Raw genomic sequence first — 16,314 nt, 5'->3', positions numbered from 1 at the left:
CCGCCTACTCGCCGGTCTGTTTCCTGACGCCCAGCGCATCGGCCAGCCGGGTTTTCGCCGAGCCGCGCCGGGCCGGCTTCTGCTGGCTGTCGTGCGGGGCCCAGCCAGCCAGATGCACCATCTCGAACGTCGCCGGAATCCGCCCGTCCGCCTCGGCGTGGCGTTCGGCGTAGAGCTGGGCGGCGCGAGCCAGAACGGCGCGGCTCAGCGGCCGAATGGGACCCGCCAGCACGTTCGTTTCGCCCATGGCCCTGAGGTCGCGCATCAGGGCGAAGGGATCGGCATAGCGCACCGTCACCCGGTCCACGTCCGTCACCGGCAGGGCGAATCCAGCCCTTTGCAGCAGAGCCGCGCCGTCGAAGCCGTCAGCGAAGGGCGAGACGCGGGCCTGGGCCCCGCCGTTCACCTCCAACTCGGCCTCGGTCAGCACGCCGCGCAGTTCCTTCAGCGTCGCCGCGCCGAACAGGCTGGCCATGAACAGACCGTCCGGCTTCAGCGCGCGGCGGATCTGGCTCAGGGCGCCCGGCAGGTCGTTGGCCCAGTGCAGGCCCAGCAGGTTGACGATCAGGTCGACCGATTGGTCCTCCAGCCCCAGAGGCCCGGCCCCCGGGGCGGCGCGCTCGGCGATCGATCCGACGGCGCGAACCTCGGCCACCTGCTGCTTCGCCGGACTGTCGGCCAGAGCGCGGGCGAAGACGCCGGGGTGGGGCGACAGGTCGACGGGCGTCTGAAACTCGCGCAGGATCACCTCCAGACTGTTGACCGCATTCTCGGCGGCGCGAACGTGCAGGAAGTCGGCGTCGGGGAAACGTCGGGCGGCGCGGCTCAGGCGCGCGGCGCGGCGGGCGGCGTCGAAGAGTATCGGGGGACCGGAGGAGGGGGCGCTCATGTCCGTTCAGGATGGGGGCTGGCGGGCCGGAATGAAAGACGCGACCGCACGTATATCGCTGGGCGCGCGCGGCATGGCGCGCGGCCTGCTAGACCTGCTGCTGCCGCCCATGGCTCATGACAGCCGCGAGGCCGCCGCCTCGGCCGGCCTGTCGCCGGACGCCTGGAGCCGGGTGGTCTTCCTTGAGGCGCCGGTCTGCGACGGCTGCGGCGCGGCGTTTGAATACGACGGCGGCGACTTCGCCTCGGACCGCTGCCTGGCCTGTCAGGTCCAGCCCTACGCCTTCGCCCGCGCCCGCGCGGCCTGCGTCTATGACGAGGCCTCGCGCGGCCTGATCCTCAAGTTCAAGCACGGCGACCAGCAGCAGTTCGCCCCCCTGTTCGCCCGCTGGATCGCCCGGGCAGGCGCGGACGTGACGGCCGAGGCCGACGCGGTGGTCCCCGTGCCCCTGCACCGGAGCCGCCTTCTGGCGCGGCGCTTCAATCAGGCCGCCGAGATCGCCCGGCCGCTGGCCCGCAGCGCCGGGCTCGACTACCTGCCCGACGCCCTGATCCGGGCGGCGCCGACCGCCAGCCAGGGCGGCAAGTCGGCGCGGGGCCGCCGCCTGAACGTCAAAAAGGCCTTCGCCGTCACCGAAGCGGGTCGGCGCCGGATCAAGGGTCGGCGCATCCTTCTGGTCGACGACGTGCTGACGACCGGGGCGACCGCCGAGGCCTGCGCCCGCGTCCTTTTGTCCGCCGGGGCCCGTGCGGTGGATCTGGCGGTCATCGCGAGGGTGCGAACCGCGCGCGAACCGCCTAAGTAGGGCGTTAATCTGAGTAAGGAGACTCTGAGTTGGCCGAAGTCGTCGTCTACACCAAGCCCGGTTGCCCCTATTGCACCGCGGCCATGGCCCTGCTGAAGCGCAAGGGCGTCGACTTCACCGAAATTGTCGCCTCGCGCGATCCGGAGATCAAGGCCCAGATGGTCGCCCGCGCGAACGGCGCCTCCACCTTCCCGCAGATCTTCGTTGGCGAGAAACACATCGGCGGCTCCGACGACATCCACGCCCTGGATGCGCGCGGCGGCCTCGATCCCCTGCTGGCGGCCTGATGGTCGAGCGGCTCGACGTAGCGCTGATCCAGACGCGGACGCCGGCGACGGCGGACGCAGGGCTGGCCCATGTCGAGCCGCTGATTCGCGAGGCGGCGGCGGGCGGCGCCAAACTGATCCTGACGCCCGAGGGCACGAACTTCCTCGAACAGCGCCGGGGTCTGCGCGACGCCGCCCTGTCCACCGAGGACGCCGACGCCGCCGTTCTGGGCCTGCGCCGTCTGGCGGGCGACCTGGGCGTCTGGCTGCTGATCGGCTCGGCCATCGTCCGCTCGGACGCGGCGGGCGACGACCGCGCCGCCAACCGCTCGCTGCTGATCGACCCGACCGGGGCGGTGGTGGCCCGTTACGACAAGCTGCACGTCTTCGACGTCGACCTGCCGGGCGGCGAGACCTATCGCGAGAGCGCCTCGGTTCGACCCGGCGTCGGCGCGACGGCGGCCGAAACCCCCTGGGGCCGGCTGGGCCTCAGCATCTGCTACGACGTGCGTTTCCCCCACCTGTACCGGGCCCTGGCCAAGGCGGGCGCGGCGATGATCGCCGTGCCCGCCGCCTTCACCCGCCCGACCGGCGAGGCCCACTGGGAGACCCTGGTGCGCGCCCGCGCCATCGAGACCGGCGCCTTCGTCCTGGCTCCGGCCCAGGGCGGAACCCACGAGGACGGCCGTCAGACCTGGGGCCGTTCCCTGATCGTCGGCCCATGGGGCGAGGTCATCGCCAAGGCCGAGCATGACGAGCCCGGCGTCGTCGCCGCCACCCTGGACCTGAGCGCGGTCCAGCGGGCGCGCGCTTCGATCCCTTCCCTGCTGCACGACCGCGATTTCGACTGGCCGCAATGATCCGCTACGCCCTGTCCTGCGACCGCGACCACGGCTTCGAGGCCTGGTTCGCCTCCTCGTCCGACTACGACGATCAGGCGGCGCGCGGTCTGGTCGAATGCCCCTTCTGCGGCTCGACCGCCATGCGCAAGCAGGTGATGGCCCCGGCCGTCGCCGGCACCAAGAAGGCCGCGCCTGCGCCCGACGCGATGAAGCAGATGCAAGCCATGATGCTGCAGGCGGCGCGCGAGGTGCGCGCGCACGTCGAGCAGAATTTCGACTATGTCGGCGACGCCTTCGCCCGCGAGGCCCGCGACATCCACGAAGGCCGCAGCGAAAAACGCGAAATCTACGGCGAGGCCACCCCCGCCGACGTCAGGAAGCTGAAGGACGACGGCGTGCCCTGCGCGCCCCTGCCCAGCCTGCCGCCCGATCCGTCCAAGGCCAATTAGATGGCGGAACCCAACTGGCGGCCGATGACGCCGTGGGATCTGGACGGCGTGACTGCGGTGGCCAAGCTGTCCTTCCCCGATCATCCCGAGGACTACGCCTGTTTCGCTAACCGTCTGGCCCTCAACCCCGACGGCTGTTTCGTCCTGGCGGGCGAGGCCAAGGGCGAGGATGCGCCGATTATGGGCTATCTGGTCGCCTATCCCTGGCGGCGCAACGCGGCCCCGCCGCTGAACACCCTGATCGACGCGATCCCCGAGGACGCCGACGTCGTCTATCTGCACGACCTGGCCCTGCACCCCGCTGCGCGCGGCGGCGGTCACACCCGTCCCATCGTCGAGCGTCTGGCGGAGCGGTCGAAGGCGGCGGGCTGGCGAGACATCGCCCTGGTGGCCGTCAACGAGGCGACCGCCTTTTGGGGCCGTCACGGCTTCGAGGTCCAGAACCCGCCCGGCATGGCCGAGAAGCTGGCCAGCTACGGCGCCGACGCCCGCTACATGATCCGGTCGCTCTGAAGGGCGGAGGATCAGGCGTCCCGCGTCGCCATCATCATGTAGTTGATGCCGACGTCGTCGCCCTCGCTCCAGCGGTCATTGAGCGGGTCATAGGCCAGGCCGTAGGGGCCGGTAACGGTCAGGGGCTCGCCGTCCAGCATGGCGCGCAACTCCTCGGGCTTGAGGAACTGGCGCCAGTCATGGGTGCCGGCGGGGACCCAGCGCAGCAGGTATTCGGCGGCGACCTTGCCCAGCAGCAGGCCCTTCAGGGTCCTGTTCAGGGTGGCGACGATCATCAGGCCGCCGGGCTTGATCAGCCTGGAACAGGCGCGGACGAAGGCCTCGGGATCGGCGACATGCTCGATCACCTCCATGGTCAGGATCACGTCGAAGGGCCCCGCGCCCGCTTCCACCATCTGCTCCACCGTGGCGGCGCGATAGGCGATGTCGAGGCCCATCTGTTCGGCATGGGCGCGGGCCGTGCCGATGTTCTCGGACGAGGCGTCCAGTGCTGTGACCTCGAAGCCCATGCGCCGCATCGGCTCGGCGATCAGCCCGCCGCCGCAGCCGATGTCGATCAGGCTGAGGCCCGTGAACGGCGCGCGCGCCCGAATATCGCGGCCGAAATGCTCGGCGGCGCGGTCGCGAACGAATTTCAGCCGCGCCGGGTTGAAGCGGTGCAGCGGGGCGAAGGGGCCTTTCGGGTCCCACCACTCCGCCGCCTGGGCGGAAAAGCGCGCCACGTCGGCAGGATCGATGCTGGGCCCCTCGGCACGATCGGTCACCAAGGGTGAAAAACCCTCTTCGCTTTGGGGTTTGCGCGGATCAAGGCTGTCGTTAGAAGCGGACATGGCCGCAGGCATGAACCGCCTTGGCCGCCCATGCAAGCAGGGGACGAAACGCCACGATGACGCGGCCCGAAACGACACGACTGGTGATGAAGTTCGGGGGGACCTCCATGGGAGACCTCGAGCGCATCCGCCGTGCGGCGCGGATCGTCGCCGCCGAAGCCGCCAAGGGCAAGAAGATCGCGGTCGTAGTCTCGGCCATGGCGGGCAAGACCAATGAGCTGGTGGCCTGGACCGACGGCGCGGGACCGGCCGCCGCCGGCCTGTCCCTGTCTGACGACGAATACGACGTGGTGGTCGCCTCGGGCGAGCAGGTGACGTCGGGGCTCCTGGCCCTGACCCTGCGCAACATGGGTCTGAATGCCCGCAGCTGGATGGGCTGGCAGATCCCGATCCTGACCGACGACGCCCACGGCCGCGCCCGCATCGAGGACGTGCCCGGCGAGGTCCTGGGCGCCGCCATCGACACGGGCCAGATCGCCATTGTGCCCGGCTTCCAGGGCGTGACCCGCGACGGCCGCATCACCACCCTGGGCCGCGGCGGCTCCGACACCTCGGCGGTGGCCGTGGCGGCCGCCCTGGGAGCGCCCTGCGACATCTACACCGACGTGGACGGCGTCTATACGACCGACCCGCGTATCGAGAGCCGCGCGCGGCGCCTGGAAAAGGTCTCCTACGAGGAGATGCTGGAAATGGCCTCCCTGGGGGCCAAGGTGCTGCAGACCCGCTCGGTCGAACTGGCCATGGCCAAGCAGGTCCCCGTGCGGGTCCTGTCCAGCTTCATCGAGCCGGATGAAAACGGAATTCTGCCGGAAGCCTCCGGCACCCTGATTTGCGACGAGGATGAGATCGTGGAAAAGCGCATCGTTTCCGGCGTGACCATGAGCCGGGACGAAGCCCGGATCACGCTGTTGGGCCTGTCGGACCGCACCGACGCCCCCGCCGACGTCTTCACGCGTCTGGCCGAGGCCAACGTCAATGTCGACATGATCGTGCAAAGCCAGGCCCGCACCGAGGGCGCGGTCAACCTGACCTTCACCACGGGACGCCGCGACGCCCAGCGCACGGCCGAGATGATGACCGCCGCCAAGGCCGAGATCGGCTTCGAGGAGCTTCGCATCGACGACGACGTGGCCAAGATCTCGGTCATCGGCGTGGGCATGCGCAGCCATGCCGGCGTGGCCCAGACCATGTTCCGGGCCCTGGCCGACAAGGGCGTCAAGTTCCAGGCCATCTCGACGTCGGAGATCAAGATCAGCGTGCTGATCGACGACGCCTACGCCGAACTGGCGGTGCGGGCGCTGCATTCGGCCTACGGGCTCGACGCGCTAGGATGAACGGCAACGCCGCCCTATCTGGTGAGGCCAGACGGGCGGCCAAGCGGGCGGCAAGGCGGGAGCGATCATGGTGAAGGGCGGATTGACGACGAGGGGGCCGCGCAACCTCCTGCGCCAGATCCGCGAAGCCATGGCCGGCGGCGGCCCGGCGCAGGACCGGCTGGACATGGTGGTGCGCACCATCGCCCAGTCGATGGTCGCCGAAGTCTGCTCCATCTATCTGCGGCGCGCCTCGGGCGAGCTGGAGCTGTTCGCCACGCAAGGGTTGAACCCCGAGGCCGTGCACACCACCCGCCTGCGTCCCGGCGAGGGCCTGGTCGGCGAGGTGGCCCGGCTGGCCCAGCCGATCAGCCTGTCGGACGCCCCGTCCCACCCCAGCTTCTCCTATCGTCCGGAAACCGGCGAAGATCCCTTCCACGCCTTCCTCGGCGCGCCCCTGCTGCGCGGCGGTCGGGCCATCGGCGTGCTGGTCGTCCAGAACCGCGCCGCCCGTCGCTATGACGAGGAAGAGGTCGAGGACATCCAGACCATCGCCATGGTCCTGGCCGAGACGGTCGCCTCTGGCGAGCTTCTGGCCCAGGACGAACTGCGCGACGTCGAGGTGGCCCCTCACCGGCCCGAGCGGCTGAAGGGGCAGAAGTTCGCCGAGGGCCTGGCCTATGGCGTCGTCGTCCAGCACGAGGCGCCCCTGGCCCCCGAACAACTGCTGTCCGACGATCCCGCCGCCGAGGAAAAGCGTCTGGCCGAGGCCCTGCGGGCGCTCAAGGCCGGCATCGACCTGATGCTGGAGGGCGGGCAGACCAAGCTGGGCGGCGTCTCGTTCGAGGTGCTGGAAACCTATCGCATGTTCGCCGACGACCGGGGCTGGAACCGGTCGCTGGAGGAGGCGGTGCGCTCGGGCCTGACCGCCGAGGCCGCCGTCGACCGGGTGCGCAACGAGCACCGCGCCCGCTTCGCCAACGCCCGCGATCCCTATATCCGCGAGCGGCTGCACGACTTCGAGGACCTGGCCAACCGGCTGCTGCGGGTGCTGGCGGGCGACAACCCCGGCCATCGCGACCTGCCCGACGACGCCATCCTGGTGGCCAGAAACCTCGGCCCCGCCGACCTGCTGGAATATCCGCGCCACAAGCTGCGCGGACTGCTGCTGGAAGAGGGCTCGGCCGCCAGCCACGCCGCCATCGTCGCCCGCGCGCTGCAGATTCCCTGCGTCGGTCGTCTTCAGGGTCTGCGCGACCGCCTGTCCGAGGGCGATCAGGTCATCGTCGACGGCGAGACGGGCGAAGCCTATCTGCGCCCGCGTCCCGACATGCTGGCGGCGGTCCAGACCCGCATGGCCGTGCGCGCGCAGCGCCGGGCCGAGTTCGACCTGCTGCGCGACACGCCCGCCGTCACCAGGGACGGCACGCGGATCACCGTCCTGACCAACGCCGGTCTGGCGGTGGATCTGGAAAACCTGGACGCGACCGGGGCCGAGGGCATCGGCCTGTTCCGCACCGAGTTCCAGTTCATGGTCTCGGACGAGCTGCCGCGTCTGGACGCGCAGACGGCGCTCTACAAGCTGGTGCTGGACGCGGCGGGTGACCGGCCCGTCACCTTCCGCACGCTCGACATCGGCGGCGACAAGGTCCTGCCCTATCTGGACAATGAGCGCGAAGAGAACCCGGCGCTGGGGCGTCGCGCCATCCGTCTGGGCCTGGACCGGCCGGCCCTGCTGCGGATGCAGATCCGCGCCCTGCTGACCGCCGCCGCCGGGCGCGAACTGCGCGTCATGTTCCCCATGATCGCCACGGTGGACGAGTTCCGCGCCGCGCGTGAACTGGTCGATGTCGAGTGCGACTGGGCGCGGCGCCGCGGGCGGCCTCTGCCGTCGCTGCTGCGCGTCGGGGCCATGGTCGAATGCCCCAGCCTGCTTTGGCACCTCGACGCCCTCTTGCCGCTGACCGACTTCGTCTCGATCGGCACCAACGACCTGCTGCAGTACATGTTCGCCGCCGACCGGACCAATCCGCTGGTGTCGGACCGCTATGATCCGCTGTCGCCGCCCGCCCTGCGGGCTCTGGCCGAGATCCAGCAGAAATGCGCCGACAGCGCCACGCCGGTCTCGGTCTGCGGCGAACTGGCCGGTCGTCCGCTGGAGGCCTTCGCCCTCATCACCCTGGGCTATACTCGGCTGTCGGCGCCGGCCGGCGGGGTGGGGCCGGTCAAGCGGATGATCCTGTCGGCCGACCTGCCCGCCGCCCGCCGGGGCATGAACGTCCTGTTGGGCTCCTCGGCCGGATCGGTGCGCGGCGAGATCGAGTCCCTGGCGCGCAAGCTCAACGTCATCGTCTGACGGCGGTCCGATCCAAGCGGAGCCGCTTTCCCGCGTTGCCCGCAGGACAGGCCTCGTCTAAGCGAAAGGGAGGGCGCATCTGCGTCCGCACGAACGGAACCCCGGCTGCATGGATCAGGATCGGCACGACGCGCCGTCCCTCGAGGACGCCGAGACGCTGGGCGCGGCCCTGCGCGCGGCGCGTCTCGCCTCAGGCCGTTCCATGGCCCAACTGTCGACCATGACGCGGGTGCATTCGCGCTATCTGACGGCGCTGGAGCAGGGCGAGTTCGCCGTCTTGCCGTCGCGCATCTTCTCCATGGGCTATGTCCGCGCCTACGCCGGCGCCCTAGGTCTGGACGAACTGACGGCGGTCGAGCGGTTCAAGCGCGAATTCCCCGAGGCGGCCGTGCCGCTTCAGGCCCCGACCGGCGCCGCCGTCCAGCAGATGCGCCGCAGCTCGCCCAAAATTCTGGCCGTGGTCGCGGCGGTGGTCCTGGCCGTGATCGGCTGGAACGTCTTCCAGCGCGTCGTCCGCATCGAGCCGCCGCATCCGTCCGACCTGGCGGGCGTGCCCAAGAACTGGGCGGTCGAGGCCGACGCCGAGGCCGAACGGCCCCTCTATCTGGGGGCGCCGCGCGACGCCCCGCCGGACCAGACCACCCCGGCACTCTATGTCACCCCGGGGCTGGAGGCCCAGCTGACCGGGATCGATCCCGCCGACCCCAACGCCGCGCCGCCGCCTGCGCTGCCGGTCCAGGCCGCCTTCAACCCGCGCGGCGCCATCTACGGCGCCTCGGCCACCGCCTCCCAGGTCATCCTGCAGGCGCGCAAGGCCGCCAGCCTGGTGATCCGTCAGGGCGACGGCCGGGTCCTGTTCGCGCGCCAACTGGCGGCGGGCGAGGCCTGGCGCGCCCCGCCCAATCTGTCGGCCACGGTCGACGTGTCCGACCCCGCCGTCATCGACGTCTATCTGAACGGCGAGCACAGCGGCGTCCTGCCGGCCAAGGAGACGCCGCTGGGCCAGTTGAACGTCCGGGCCCAGACCCTGGAGCGCCAGTCCGAGGCGCGCGCCGCCGCCGCCGTCGAAGCCCAGACCCGCGCCCGCGCCGCCCAGGCGGCTGCGGCGCTGGCCGCCGCCCCTGCGCCGGTCGCGCCGACGTCGCCCGCTCCGCCGCCCGCGAGGTGAATCGTCGCGGACGCCGCCGGATGTCGTGGTTTTGCCGTCGTTCCTCGCCTATGGTCCGTGCGACATGAGCGACCATAGTTCCGAACTCGGCCACGTCCGTCCCTGGCGCCACATTGAGCGCCGCAAGAGCCGCCAGATCATGGTCGGCTCGGTGCCTGTCGGCGGCGACGCCCCGATCACCGTCCAGTCGATGACCAACACCCTGACCTCGGACGCCGCGGCGACCCTGGAGCAGATCCGTCAGCTGGAGGAGGCCGGGGCCGACATCGTCCGCGTCTCCTGCCCCGACGAGGACTCGACCGCCGCCTTCAGGACCATCGCCCGCGAAGCGCGCGTGCCGCTCGTGGCCGACATCCACTTCCACTACAAGCGCGGCATCGAGGCCGCCGAGGCCGGCGCCGCCTGCCTGCGCATCAATCCGGGCAACATCGGCTCGATGGAGCGGGTGAAAGAGGTCGTCCAGGCCGCCCGCGACCACGGCTGCTCCATGCGCATCGGCGTCAACGCCGGCTCGCTGGAAAAGGAGCTGCTCGAGAAGTACGGCGAGCCCTGTCCCGACGCCATGGTCGAGAGCGCGCTGAACCACGCCCGCATCCTTCAGGACCTCGACTTCCACGAGTTCAAGATCTCGGTGAAGGCGTCCGACCCCTTCCTGACCGTCGCCGCCTATCAGCAGCTGGCCGAGGCCATCGACTGCCCGCTGCATCTGGGCGTGACCGAGGCGGGGCCGCTGCGCACCGGCACGATCAAGTCGGCCATCGGCATGGGCAACATGCTGTGGGCCGGCATCGGCGACACCATCCGCGTCTCGCTGGCCGCCGACCCGGTCGAGGAGATCAAGGTCGGCTTCGACATCCTCAAGTCGCTGGGCCTGCGCCACCGGGGGGTGAACATCATCGCCTGCCCGTCGTGCGCGCGTCAGGGCTTCAACGTCATCGAGACGGTGGGCATCCTTGAGGAAAAGCTGGCCCATGTGACCACGCCGATGTCGCTGTCGATCATCGGCTGCGTCGTCAACGGCCCGGGCGAGGCCCTCTACACCGACGTCGGCTTCACCGGCGGCGGCAAGGGCGCCGGCATGGTCTATCTGAACGGCAAGATCGCCGGCAAACAGGCCAATGACGGCATGATCGACCACATCGTCGAACTGGTCGAAGCCAAGGCCGCCGAACTGGACGCCGCCCGCAAAGCCGCCGAGTGAACATGAAGCTCTACATCACCACCCCGTCGCCCTTCGCGCGCAAGGTCCGCATCGTCGCCCGTGAGAAAGGCCTGTCCGAGCGGATCGAGGAGGTCGCGGTCGACCCTTACGCCAACGCGCCCGAACTGCTGGCGACCAATCCGGTGGTGCAGGTCCCGACCCTGGTGGCCGAGGACGGTCTGCCGCTGACCGACAGCCCGGTCATCGCCGAGTATCTGGACGCGATCGGTTCCGGCCCGCGCCTGCTGCCCGCCGAAGGGCCTGAGCGTCTGCGCGTGCGGCGTCTGGAAACCCTGGGCAATGCGGCGCTGGAGATGGGCGTCAAGCTGGTGCTGGAGAAGCGCCGCCCCGAGCAGGAGCGTTCGCCGACCTGGATTTCTCGCTGGACCGTCAACATGGGGCGCGCGCTGGACGCCCTGGAATCCGCCGCCCCGGACGCGGGCCGCTTCGACATGGGCGTTCTGACGGCGGGCGTCGCCGTCAGCTGGCTCGATTTCCGTCATCCCGACTACGACTGGAAGACCGGTCGCCCCCATCTGGTCGCCCTGCAAGCCGCGTTGGAGCAACGCCCCAGCTTCGCCGCGACCGCCCCGGTCTGATCCATCTCGGGATCAAGGCACAGGGGCGGGACGGGCGCAGGCCGGTCCCGCCCTTGTTCTATCGACCGATCAATCCGGCCAGTTGCAGGCCCTGGAACCCGGCCAGGAACAGCAGCAGGACGCCGACTGCATAGGTCAGCACCCGGCGCGAGATCTTCTTGACGATCAGGCCCGCGAACGGCGCGGCGATCAGGCCGCCGACCACCAGGCCCCCGACGGCGGCGGCGTGGCTCTGGAGCGCGGCGGCGTCTTTCCAGTGGCCGCTGACCAGCGCCCAGACGAAGGTGGCCGAGACGGCGACGGTCAGGAAGAATTCGGCGGTGTTGACCGTGCCGATGGCCTTGCGCGGGTCGTGGCCGGCCCCGACCATGGTCGAGGAGACCGTCGGTCCCCAGCCGCCGCCGCCGACCGCGTCCAGGAAGCCGCCGACGAGGCCGAGAGGCGCGGTGAACCAGGTGGGCAGGCAGCGCGGCTTGATGTCATGACCCGCCCGCCACAGGATCCACACCCCGATCAGCGCCAGATAGCCGATGATGAAGGGCTTGATGACCTTGCCGTCGATCCCCGTCAGCACATAGGCGCCGACCACGCCGCCGATGACGCCCGCGACCGCCAGCGGCAGGAACAGCCGCCACTCGACGTTGCGGTGCCAGGCGTGGCTGCCGGCCGAGGCGGCGGTGGTGAAGACCTCGGCGGCATGGACGCTGGCCGAGGCGGTCGCCGGCGGCACCCCCAGCGCCAGCAGCACCGAGGACGAGATGACGCCGTAGGCCATGCCCAGGGCGCCGTCGACCGCCTGGGCCAGCAGGCCGACGACCAGGAAGAGAAGAAAGGTCTCAATACTGTCCACGTGCGCCCCGTCTCCTGCCCAGATCGCAACGCCGCCGACGCTGGAAATGTTGCCGAACCTTAACTGGAGCGTTTTGCGGGCTGCGGTCTAGGGTCTCAGTCCCGATCAGCCGCAGGAGGCCCGCTTGCCGCCGCTCCTTTCGCGCCGCGCCCTTGTCGGCGCCTTCGCCTCGGTCCCCGGGGTCGCCGCCGCCGGACGCGCCCTGGCCGCAGAGCCGCAGCGGCTGGCGGTCGGTCAGCCTCTGGCGCGGTTCGACTGGCTGAAGCCCGGCGTGCGGACCTATCTGCGTTCGCGCGAGAAGGACGGCCGCCATACGGCGATCGACATCTGGCGTCGCGAGACACGGTTCGAGACCATCGACGGCCAGCCCCGGCTGCGCATCGTCCAGCGCTGGGACAGCGCGGGCACGCCGGTCGGCCTGGTCGAGCGGGATTCCCTGTTCGAGGTCGGCAGTTTCCGTCCTCTGACCCATGTGCGCGTCAGCACGCGCGAAGAGGCGCGCCTGGTCGAAGGGTTCCGTTTCGCGCCCGATCGGATCAGCGGCCTGGAAGGTCTGGCCGACAACAGCCAGGCGGCCCTCTCCTTCGCCTTTCCCGAGCCCATGTATAATTTCGAGACCGACATGGAGATGCTCCAGACCCTGCCCCTGGCCGAGGGCTACGCCGTCTCCATCCCCTTCCACCATCCGGGCAGCCAGACGGCGGCGCGCTATCTGTGGCGGGTCACGGGCGTCGAGGCCCTGGCCGCCCCGGACGGCCGGTCGATCGACTGCTGGGTGGTCGAGACGGATTACAACACCGACAAGACGCCGCCCGCCCGCTTCTGGCTGGCCCGCGAGACCCAGGTTCTGGTGCGCACGGAGAGCCGCGCGGCCGACGGCGCCGTGCTGCGCAAGACGCTGCTGATCTGAGCCTGTCAGCGGACGGCCGCGCCGGGCGATCCGATGCGGGCGATGGCGTCCAGCACGTCGCGGCCGGTATAGGGCTTGATAACCATGGCGGCGGCCAGTTCGGCGTTCCGGGCTGCCGCGGTCACATCGCCGGACAGGAAGATGACCGGCACGCCCCAGCGCGCCTTCAGGCTTCGGGCCAGATCGACGCCGGTGGCTTCGCCCGAGAGGTTGATGTCCAGCAGCGCCAGATCGATGGGATAGAGGGCGGTGGCCGCCTCGGCCGCCTCGGCGCTGTGGAAGGGGCCGACCACCCGATGGCCGGCGTCGCCCAGGGCCGCGGTCAGGTCGGCCGCTGCGATGGCGTCGTCCTCGACCAGCAGGATGGTCATCGGCTCGAACGCGGGGGCGGCTGCCGGGTCCGCGCCGGGCGCTGCGGCGGGGGTCTGGCGCACCAGCACGGCGCGCACGGAAGGCCACAGCTCGCCGGCCGGCCGGTCGGCGTCCAGATCGAAGATGCGGGCCAGGGCCCTCAGTTCCTGCTCGGCCTCGGCTGAGACGGCGCCGCTCGGCTCCAGGAGGCAGTCGTAAGCGGCGCACAGCCGCTCCACATGGGCGCCCGACACGCCGCCAGACGTGCCTTGAGCCGCGGCGTCATAAGCCATGTCGTGTTCCCGATGTTGTTTCAGCCGCTGTCGAGCTACGGCTTTTGCGGGTGCGACGTAACCGTGCTGACGGCATTGTTAGAACCGCTCACAATCGCGATAGCGCTCCCTTTTCGTCCTCGCATGACGCCGCTATCCTGAATGCGGCATAATTATGGGAGGGGTTCGACGTGATCATGAGTTCCTTGCGCGCGCTCGGTCTGGCCGGCGCACTGGCGGGCGTAGCGGCCTGCGTCCCGGCGGGCGACGGCCAGGCGCTCGCCGCTTCGCCTGACACGGCCTGCGGGGCCGGCGTCTCGCGGCTGGCCGACGGCCGCGTCGTCTCGGTCTGGGGCACGGTCAGCGGCAAGCTGCGCTGGCGCACCGTCGACGGGCGCACGGCGCTGATCAGCGGCGCGGGCGCCGAGGCGCGCGCCACGCGCGGCTGGACCCAGGAGCCGGACCCCACGCCCTTCCAGCTCGGCGACTGCGCCCAGGGGCTGACGTCCTTCGACGGCCAGGCCGCCCAGCAGCTCAGCTTTGACGTGATTGAAACGCGCTTCCAGGGGGCGGGCGAAACCCTGGCCGGGCGGTTGATCCTGCCTCAGGGCGTCGATCCCGCGCCCATTTTGGTCGAGGTGCATGGCTCGGGCGACTACAGCGCGCTCGACTTCAACGCCATGCAGCACCTGGACCCGGCCTCGGGTGTCGGCCTGTTCGTCTACGACAAGCGCGGCACGGGGGCGTCGACCGGGACCTACACCCAGGACTTCGCCCTGCTGGCCGCCGACGCCGCCGCGGCCGTGCGCGAGGCCCGCCGCCTGGCCGGCGACCGGGCCGGGCGCGTCGGCCTGCGCGGCATCAGCCAGGGCGGCTGGGTCGCGCCCCTGGCCGCGGCCCAGGCACCGGTAGACTTTATCATCGTCGGCTATGGCCTGGCGGTCAGCCCGCTGGAGGAAAACCGCGCCCAGACGGTGCTGAACGTCGCCGAGGCCGGCTTCGACGCCGAGGCCCAGCGCAAGGCGGGCCTGCTGGCCGATGCCGCGGGCGAGGTGATCGCTTCGGGCTTCCGCTCGGGCTTCGCCGAGCTGAACGACCTCAAGCGCCAGTGGCGCAAGGAGCCCTGGTTCGCCCACGCCAAGGGGGAGTTCACCGGCGACCTGGCCCGATACCCCGAAGCGGCGCTGAGGCTCATGGGGCCGCGGCGCGACAAGGGCACCACCTGGCGCCACGACCCGCTGCCGCCGCTGCGCGCGCTCGACGTGCCGGTCCTGTGGGTCCTCGCCGGGGCCGACCGCGACGCGCCGCCGGAGGCCACGCGCGCCCTTTTGACAACGCTCCAGGCCGAGGGCGAGGCCATCACCCTGGCCGAATTCCCCGACACCGACCACGGCATGGCCGAGTTCATTCAGACTGCGGACGGCACGCGCACCGAGACCCGGCAGACCGAGGGCTACTACGCCCTGATGTCGGATTTCGCGCTCGGCCGGCCGCTGGGCCAGGGGCGCTACGGCCGCGCCGTCGTCGCCTTTCCCGGGGCCGCGCCCTAGGCGATCGACGATGGACTTGGGTCGGCTCTCTGCCGTAGAGAAGCCGACCTTCCTTCGGAGACTGTCGTTTGCGACTGCCCCAGGCCCGGCTCGATCAGGTACTTGACCGCTTCCACCAGGTGGAGGCGCGCATGGGCGCGGCTTCGGACGGGGCCGAGATCGTGCGCCTGTCGAAGGAGCACGCCGAGATGAAGCCGGTGGCCGACGCGGTGCAGGCCCTGGCCCGCGCCCGCGTCGAGGTCGAGGACCTGCAGTCCATGGCCGCCGATCCCGAAATGGCCGCCATGGTCGCCGACGAACTGGACGTCCTGAACGCGCGCCTGCCCGAGCTGGAGCGCGAGGTCGCCCTGCTGCTGGCCCCGCGCGACGCCGACGAGAACGCCTCGGCCGTGCTGGAAGTCCGCGCCGGCACGGGCGGGGACGAGGCGGCCCTGTTCGCCGGCGACCTGTTCCGCATGTATTCGCGCTACGCCTCCACGCGCGGCTGGCGCGTCGAGATCGACAGCACGACCGAGGGCGAGGCCGGCGGCTACAAGGAAATCATCGCCACCGTCACCGGGGAGGGCGTCTTTGGTCGGCTGAAGTTCGAGTCGGGCGTCCACCGCGTCCAGCGGGTGCCGACCACCGAGACGCAGGGCCGTATCCACACCTCGGCCGCCACCGTCGCTGTCCTGCCCGAGGTCGAGGATGTCGAGATCGACATTCAGGACAAGGACATCCGCATCGACACCTTCCGCGCCTCCGGTTCGGGCGGCCAGCACGTCAACAAGACCGACTCGGCCGTGCGCATCACCCACTTCCCCTCGGGCATCGTGGTGACGTCGTCGGAGAAGTCGCAGCACGTCAACCGCGACAAGGCGATGAAGAATCTGCGCGTCCGCCTCTACGACATGCAGCGCCAGATGAAGGACAACGCCCGCTCGGACGCGCGCAAGTCGCAGGTCGGCTCGGGCGACCGGTCCGAACGCATCCGCACCTACAACTTCCCGCAAGGTCGCGTGACCGACCACCGCATCGGCCTGACCCTGCACAGCCTGCCGCAGATCCTCGAGGGCGACCTCGACCCCATGCTGAACGCCCTGATCGCCGAGGACCAGGCCGCCCGCCTGGCCGACCTGGAAGCGGAGTTCGGCTGATTTTCCCTTCTCCC

Annotated in this window: 17 protein-coding genes; 13 read left to right on the top strand and 4 right to left on the bottom strand. The window is 70.6% G+C overall.

Annotation, left to right across the window (positions count from 1 at the left end; translation table 11 throughout):
- Positions 1–4 precede the first annotated feature (4 nt).
- The gene (locus AB4Y68_RS06610; RefSeq protein ID WP_441454711.1) at positions 5–889 is read right to left on the bottom strand and encodes a methyltransferase domain-containing protein; all 885 of its coding nucleotides are present in this window, start codon (positions 887–889) and stop codon (positions 5–7) included.
- Between AB4Y68_RS06610 and AB4Y68_RS06605 the strand changes: the two genes are divergently transcribed.
- From AB4Y68_RS06605 to AB4Y68_RS06585, 5 genes are read left to right on the top strand one after another with little or no spacing between them, the layout of a single operon-like run.
- Positions 888–1,694: a ComF family protein gene (locus tag AB4Y68_RS06605; protein WP_441454710.1), complete on the top strand. Its 807-nt coding sequence runs from the start codon at positions 888–890 to the stop codon at positions 1,692–1,694. The two genes, AB4Y68_RS06610 and AB4Y68_RS06605, sit on opposite strands and share 2 nt — an antisense overlap.
- A 29-nt stretch (positions 1,695–1,723) precedes the next feature.
- Positions 1,724–1,981: a glutaredoxin 3 gene (grxC, locus tag AB4Y68_RS06600; RefSeq protein WP_441454709.1), complete on the top strand. Its 258-nt coding sequence runs from the start codon at positions 1,724–1,726 to the stop codon at positions 1,979–1,981.
- On the top strand, positions 1,981–2,820 hold the full coding sequence (locus tag AB4Y68_RS06595; RefSeq protein WP_441454708.1) for a carbon-nitrogen hydrolase family protein: 840 nt from the start codon (positions 1,981–1,983) through the stop codon (positions 2,818–2,820). The genes grxC and AB4Y68_RS06595 overlap by 1 nt, the downstream gene beginning before the upstream one ends.
- Positions 2,817–3,251: a DUF1178 family protein gene (locus AB4Y68_RS06590; protein ID WP_441454707.1), complete on the top strand. Its 435-nt coding sequence runs from the start codon at positions 2,817–2,819 to the stop codon at positions 3,249–3,251. The genes AB4Y68_RS06595 and AB4Y68_RS06590 overlap by 4 nt, the downstream gene beginning before the upstream one ends.
- Positions 3,252–3,764 carry a GNAT family N-acetyltransferase gene (locus AB4Y68_RS06585; protein WP_441454706.1) on the top strand — a complete coding sequence of 171 codons (513 nt, stop codon included), beginning with the start codon at positions 3,252–3,254 and terminating at the stop codon, positions 3,762–3,764.
- 11 nt (positions 3,765–3,775) lie between these two features.
- Here the strand turns inward: AB4Y68_RS06585 and ubiG are convergent, their stop codons facing one another.
- On the bottom strand, positions 3,776–4,594 hold the full coding sequence (gene ubiG, locus AB4Y68_RS06580; protein WP_441454705.1) for a bifunctional 2-polyprenyl-6-hydroxyphenol methylase/3-demethylubiquinol 3-O-methyltransferase UbiG: 819 nt from the start codon (positions 4,592–4,594) through the stop codon (positions 3,776–3,778).
- A 56-nt stretch (positions 4,595–4,650) separates the two neighbouring features.
- Here ubiG and AB4Y68_RS06575 point away from each other — a divergent pair, with 56 nt between their 5' ends.
- The 5 genes from AB4Y68_RS06575 (at position 4,651) to AB4Y68_RS06555 (ending at position 11,231) form a co-directional block, all read left to right on the top strand.
- Complete coding sequence (locus tag AB4Y68_RS06575) at positions 4,651–5,928, top strand: aspartate kinase (RefSeq protein ID WP_441454704.1); 1,278 nt, start codon at positions 4,651–4,653, stop codon at positions 5,926–5,928.
- Between the two features lie 130 nt (positions 5,929–6,058).
- Positions 6,059–8,263 carry a phosphoenolpyruvate--protein phosphotransferase gene (ptsP, locus tag AB4Y68_RS06570; RefSeq protein WP_441454761.1) on the top strand — a complete coding sequence of 735 codons (2,205 nt, stop codon included), beginning with the start codon at positions 6,059–6,061 and terminating at the stop codon, positions 8,261–8,263.
- Positions 8,264–8,372: 109 nt separating this feature from the next.
- Entirely contained in the window at positions 8,373–9,431 is a 1,059-nt protein-coding gene (locus AB4Y68_RS06565) for a helix-turn-helix domain-containing protein (protein ID WP_441454703.1), read from the top strand.
- Positions 9,432–9,495: 64 nt separating this feature from the next.
- Positions 9,496–10,632 (top strand): flavodoxin-dependent (E)-4-hydroxy-3-methylbut-2-enyl-diphosphate synthase, encoded by a 1,137-nt coding sequence (gene ispG, locus AB4Y68_RS06560; RefSeq protein WP_441454702.1) that lies wholly within the window; start codon positions 9,496–9,498, stop codon positions 10,630–10,632.
- 2 nt (positions 10,633–10,634) lie between these two features.
- Complete coding sequence (locus tag AB4Y68_RS06555; protein ID WP_441454701.1) at positions 10,635–11,231, top strand: glutathione S-transferase N-terminal domain-containing protein; 597 nt, start codon at positions 10,635–10,637, stop codon at positions 11,229–11,231.
- 58 nt (positions 11,232–11,289) lie between these two features.
- Here the strand turns inward: AB4Y68_RS06555 and AB4Y68_RS06550 are convergent, their stop codons facing one another.
- Complete coding sequence (locus AB4Y68_RS06550; protein WP_441454700.1) at positions 11,290–12,081, bottom strand: sulfite exporter TauE/SafE family protein; 792 nt, start codon at positions 12,079–12,081, stop codon at positions 11,290–11,292.
- 124 nt (positions 12,082–12,205) lie between these two features.
- On the opposite strand from AB4Y68_RS06550, the gene AB4Y68_RS06545 reads away from it, so the two are divergent.
- The gene (locus AB4Y68_RS06545) at positions 12,206–12,991 is read left to right on the top strand and encodes a DUF3108 domain-containing protein (protein ID WP_441454699.1); all 786 of its coding nucleotides are present in this window, start codon (positions 12,206–12,208) and stop codon (positions 12,989–12,991) included.
- Between the two features lie 5 nt (positions 12,992–12,996).
- Here the strand turns inward: AB4Y68_RS06545 and AB4Y68_RS06540 are convergent, their stop codons facing one another.
- Positions 12,997–13,635, bottom strand: a complete 639-nt coding sequence (locus AB4Y68_RS06540; RefSeq protein WP_441454698.1) for a response regulator — start codon at positions 13,633–13,635, stop codon at positions 12,997–12,999.
- 176 nt (positions 13,636–13,811) lie between these two features.
- Between AB4Y68_RS06540 and AB4Y68_RS06535 the strand changes: the two genes are divergently transcribed.
- Positions 13,812–15,164: an alpha/beta hydrolase family protein gene (locus AB4Y68_RS06535; protein ID WP_441454697.1), complete on the top strand. Its 1,353-nt coding sequence runs from the start codon at positions 13,812–13,814 to the stop codon at positions 15,162–15,164.
- A gap of 68 nt (positions 15,165–15,232) precedes the next feature.
- Positions 15,233–16,300, top strand: a complete 1,068-nt coding sequence (prfA, locus tag AB4Y68_RS06530; protein WP_441454696.1) for a peptide chain release factor 1 — start codon at positions 15,233–15,235, stop codon at positions 16,298–16,300.
- Positions 16,301–16,314: the final 14 nt, after the last annotated feature.

The sequence above is a fragment of the Brevundimonas sp. 2YAF1 genome (assembly GCF_052114745.1).
GTDB lineage: Bacteria > Pseudomonadota > Alphaproteobacteria > Caulobacterales > Caulobacteraceae > Brevundimonas.
Note: the sequence above shows the minus strand (reverse complement) of the source record. Positions and strands in the feature narration are given on the sequence as shown.

Coding starts and splice junctions, on each gene's coding strand:
- AB4Y68_RS06605 (WP_441454710.1), top strand. CDS start 888: ATGTCCGTTCAGGATGGGGGCTGGCGGGCCGGAATGAAAGACGCGACC.
- AB4Y68_RS06610 (WP_441454711.1), bottom strand. CDS start 889: ATGAGCGCCCCCTCCTCCGGTCCCCCGATACTCTTCGACGCCGCCCGC.
- AB4Y68_RS06595 (WP_441454708.1), top strand. CDS start 1,981: ATGGTCGAGCGGCTCGACGTAGCGCTGATCCAGACGCGGACGCCGGCG.
- AB4Y68_RS06590 (WP_441454707.1), top strand. CDS start 2,817: ATGATCCGCTACGCCCTGTCCTGCGACCGCGACCACGGCTTCGAGGCC.
- AB4Y68_RS06585 (WP_441454706.1), top strand. CDS start 3,252: ATGGCGGAACCCAACTGGCGGCCGATGACGCCGTGGGATCTGGACGGC.
- ubiG (WP_441454705.1), bottom strand. CDS start 4,594: ATGTCCGCTTCTAACGACAGCCTTGATCCGCGCAAACCCCAAAGCGAA.
- AB4Y68_RS06575 (WP_441454704.1), top strand. CDS start 4,651: ATGACGCGGCCCGAAACGACACGACTGGTGATGAAGTTCGGGGGGACC.
- ptsP (WP_441454761.1), top strand. CDS start 6,059: ATGGCCGGCGGCGGCCCGGCGCAGGACCGGCTGGACATGGTGGTGCGC.
- AB4Y68_RS06565 (WP_441454703.1), top strand. CDS start 8,373: ATGGATCAGGATCGGCACGACGCGCCGTCCCTCGAGGACGCCGAGACG.
- ispG (WP_441454702.1), top strand. CDS start 9,496: ATGAGCGACCATAGTTCCGAACTCGGCCACGTCCGTCCCTGGCGCCAC.
- AB4Y68_RS06555 (WP_441454701.1), top strand. CDS start 10,635: ATGAAGCTCTACATCACCACCCCGTCGCCCTTCGCGCGCAAGGTCCGC.
- AB4Y68_RS06540 (WP_441454698.1), bottom strand. CDS start 13,635: ATGGCTTATGACGCCGCGGCTCAAGGCACGTCTGGCGGCGTGTCGGGC.
- AB4Y68_RS06535 (WP_441454697.1), top strand. CDS start 13,812: ATGAGTTCCTTGCGCGCGCTCGGTCTGGCCGGCGCACTGGCGGGCGTA.